The sequence below is a fragment of the Mesorhizobium sp. M7A.F.Ca.CA.001.10.2.1 genome (genome assembly GCF_003998575.1).
In the GTDB taxonomy this organism is placed as follows: domain Bacteria; phylum Pseudomonadota; class Alphaproteobacteria; order Rhizobiales; family Rhizobiaceae; genus Mesorhizobium.
Map to the genome: position 1 here is coordinate 1 of NZ_RZQY01000983.1, position 1,530 is coordinate 1,530.

Genomic DNA, 1,530 nt, shown 5'->3' on the forward strand with positions numbered 1-1,530 from the left:
ATCGAGCGCAGCGAGAGGCGGACGGTTTCCCAGATCATGGCTGTGCGATCTCCAGCTTCCTGGAATCCGAAGCGACATGGCCGTCGAGGAAGCGGATTGTGCGTTCGGCATATTCGGCGACGTCGGCCTCATGCGTGACCATGGCGATGGTCAGGCCAAGCTCGGTGTTGAGCCGGGTGAGCAGCTCCATGATCTCGTGCGTGCGGGCGGTGTCGAGATTGCCGGTCGGCTCGTCGGCGACGAGGAGTGTCGGACGCGTGACGATGGCGCGCGCGATCGCCACGCGCTGCTGCTGGCCGCCGGACAGCTCGGCCGGCGTGTGGTGCTCGCGGCCGACAAGGCCGACCTCCGCCAGCGCCTGCATGGCAAGGTCTCGGCGCTCGCGCGCGGCAACACCCCGATAGATCAGCGGCAGTTCGACATTTTCGGCTGCCGTGGTGCGGGCCAGCAGATTGTAGCCCTGGAAGACGAAGCCGACATAAAGGTTGCGCAGCATGGCGCGGCGGTTGCGGTCGAGCCGGCCGGCGTCGATGCCCATGAAGGAATAGGTTCCGGCCGTCGGCGTGTCGAGGCAGCCGATGATGTTCATCGCCGTCGACTTGCCGGAGCCGGATGGACCCATGATGGCGACGAATTCGCCACGCCGGATCGCTAGATCGACGCCGGCCAGCGCATGCACCTTGGCCTCGCCCTGGCCGTAGCTCTTCCAGACCTTGTCGAAGGTGATGAGGGTCGCGCCCGCAGCCACGGCATCAGCTCCGCTGCTGCGACGCGGTGATGATTTGTGCGCCTTCATCCAGGCCAGAGATGATCTCGGTCAGTTCGCCGTCGGTGGAGCCGATCTTGACATTGACCGGGTGCGGACGCCCGTTCTCCAGCACGTAGAGTATGCGCGAGCCGTCGGTGGGCACTGTGGCGGCCTGGCGCTGGCGATTGCCGCCGGGGCGCCCCATGCGGCCGGTGAACAGGTCGCTCAGGCTCCAGCCGCGGGCGGCCTGCTGCGCCGGGCGATAGCGGAAGGCGGTGGCGGGTACGGTGAGCACGCCCTTGGCCTGTTTTGTGACGACCGAAACGGTGGCGGTCATGCCGGGCCGCAGCAACAGTTCGTTGTTGTCGACCTCGAGCCGCGCATTGTAGGTGACGACGCCGTCGGTGGTGACCGAGGCATAGGAGATGTCGCGGATCTCGGCATCGAACGGCCGCTCGGGGAACGCATCCACGGTGAAGCGGGCATGCTGGCCTGACTTGACCGCGCCGATGTCGGCCTCGTCGACCGCCGCCACCAGTTCCATGTTCCTGAGATCGGCGGCGATGATGAACAGCACCGGCGCCTGCAGCGAAGAGGCGACCGTCTGGCCGGGATCGACCGAGCGCGTCAGCACGATGCCGTCGATCGGCGCATAGATGGTGCTCTTGGCAAGGTCGGTCTGCTGCGCCTTGAGGTCGGCCTGGGCGATGGCGAGGTTGGCCTGCGCGCTGTCGAGCGCTGCCTTGGAACGGTCGCGCGTGGCGGTTGCTGCTTCAAGCGAC

General features: G+C 66.9%; 2 protein-coding genes. Both read right to left on the reverse strand.

Features of this window, described 5'->3' with window-relative positions:
* Positions 1 to 34: 34 nt before the first annotated feature.
* Positions 35 to 748 carry an ABC transporter ATP-binding protein gene (locus tag EN964_RS34200; protein ID WP_127268496.1) on the reverse strand — a complete coding sequence of 238 codons (714 nt, stop codon included), beginning with the start codon at positions 746 to 748 and terminating at the stop codon, positions 35 to 37.
* 4 nt (positions 749 to 752) lie between these two features.
* Positions 753 to 1,530: efflux RND transporter periplasmic adaptor subunit (locus EN964_RS34205; RefSeq protein ID WP_127277417.1), on the reverse strand; the 778-nt coding region annotated here is incomplete at its 5' end.